The organism is Bartonella sp. AC70YNML, from assembly GCF_042196545.1.
GTDB lineage: Bacteria > Pseudomonadota > Alphaproteobacteria > Rhizobiales > Rhizobiaceae > Bartonella.
The window spans coordinates 1-2,359 of the sequence record NZ_JBHIQK010000035.1 but is presented as its reverse complement, the minus strand read 5'-3'; the positions used below and the strand labels follow the sequence as shown (position 1 = coordinate 2,359).

Sequence of the window (2,359 nt, the reverse complement as noted above, 5' to 3'; positions counted from 1 at the left end):
ATTATTAACCTGTTCAGTCAATTTATTCTGAACATTCGTGATAGAACTTCCAACTCCTGCAAGTGCATCCGCTACATTCGTATATTTCTTGTCAAAAGAAGTACCATCCTCACTAAACTGCTTGATCTTGAAATCTGGATCTCTCCATATGTTCTCTTCATCGTAACCAGCACCACCACCAAAATAGGATGCAAGTGTGTTACCCATTGCATAAAGTTGACTACCATTGACAGCATCCGTTGATTTAACGCTGATCTCACCACTATCTAGAAACGTAATTTTACTGTTTTCCTGTCTCCTTACAGCTCTGCCTTTTTCTTCTTGCTTCTTCTCATGACGCGCTACAAAGGCATTGGCTTCATCATTCCATAACAAAGAATCCTGTGCTATCCCTTCAGAAACTTCTTTAATCCGTGCATTCACATGCTTGATATTTGTATCAAGACCGGCAAAAGCACTCCCAACATCATTAAAAGAGCCCTCTGTTATATTACCCTTTGTATCAATCTTGGATAAGTTATAAGTTGGTCCCGTCATGGCAGAACCAGCAACTCCTGCACCTCCACCAAAATATTTTGATGTATTCGCCATAGCCGTTTCCAGATTTCTCGCTGTGGACGAAAGACTCTCACTGATTTTGCTTAACTGTGAAAAATTAACGGCATCGTTCGCTCCAGTGCCATCAGACACTCCTGTAATCTTTTTACCCCCAGCATCAATACCACCCCCAGACATGCTAGGGCCGTCCTTAATCACAAAGCCATCATCACTCATCGTACTATTGCCTGTAATGACGCTTGTAAGTTTGAGAGTATCACTCAAAGTAAATTCAATTTTATGCTTACTTTCTGCAGTATTTTCTGCAATTTTTAAGTTATCTTTTCCTACTTCACTATTTTTCACTGAAAAATCTATTGTACTGCCTGGATTTACGTCTGTAGGATCGGTATCGTTAGCAGAGAGTTTCCAAACTCCTGATGCCAAATCTCGCAACGCTTTTAACTGTGCAACATTCACTGCATCAGTATCTTCACTACCCGCAGCCACACCGGTAATTTGTCGTGTTAGCTTACCATTACCCCCGCCACCTGCATCTCCTACACTAAAAGCTCCTGTTGTGCTTTTCCATGCTATACCGGTTTTTGTTGTCTCTTTACCTGTTGTAGGATCATAACCAGCAACATTCTTGTTTCTATCAGAGATAGATCCTCCACCTACAGCAACACCATCATTAACAAGCGCCTTTGAATTTACACCAATGGCAACCGAATTTTCCGTTACAGCATACGCTTGCGTACCTATAGCAATCGCATTTTCAGCATACGCGATTACTTTTCCGATAGGATTATCTGCGTTTTTTTCAAAGTGCCTGCCCCCTATTGCAATAGCACCTGCCCCCAAAGCTTCAGCATCTGTACCTAAAGCAACACTATTTGTACCTAATGCAGTTGCAAGCCCTCCAATAGCAACTGAAGATTTCCCCGACGCCTCTGATCCCACGCCCATAGCAATACTTGCTATACCACCTGCAAGTGCGGAAACACCAAAGGCTTGCGCTCCTCCAGCCTTTGCTGTCGCACCTGAACCAAAAACGGTTGAATAATTACCCGTCGCTGCAGACCCACACCCTGTTGCAAAAGAATAAGCACCATAAGCCTCAGGCAATGCATTAATAAAACCACCAGTACTTCCCCCTATATAACCACCCAAAACTTTACCATTAGTGCTACCCGTGTATCCATCACCAGTCCAAATCACCTGTTCAGTGGTCGTACCATAAGGATGACGACCATTAAACGCTTGATCAGTAATAAATCTATTATATTGTTGCTCTGCGGTTATTCGTCGATTATCAGCAATTCCTTGTTGTTGTTTGCCGCCACGACCAACAACGTTGTCTGCACCACAGAAGTCATCATCACCAGAAAAAACAACACTCCCATGACTACCATGCGGATACATAACATTAACACTATTTGTGCTTCTAATTATCTCTCCTGTTATTGAGAGATTCGCCGCAAAAACAGGAGAAACACTCGATAAAAGTGTGGCCATTACCGTACTAAGAGAGATAACTTTAATTAAATTTGGTGTGGAATATTTTTTTTTCATAACAAACTCTCCAATGAAAAAAACTTAAAAACACCTTCAAAACATAAAAAAGACACATTTTAGCATTACTGATCTCTTTGGAACTTAGAGTAGAGAATCATTGCTTAGAGTGTGAACATTTTGAGTCTTTTGTTTTGTTTGTGCTCTCTGTGTTGGGACCTAAATGCTTGTCTTTTTGATTATGTTTTTTGACATAAAGATAACACATTTAGAGTCTAAGGGTTTTAGTGTGTTGTTTTTTCCTAAC

Annotated in this window: 1 pseudogene; it reads right to left on the bottom strand. The window is 40.9% G+C overall.

Annotated features, from left to right (window positions below):
- Nucleotides 1-2,112 (bottom strand): annotated as a pseudogene (locus tag ACFIMU_RS08565) (hypothetical protein); the annotation flags it as partial.
- Nucleotides 2,113-2,359 lie beyond the last annotated feature (247 nt).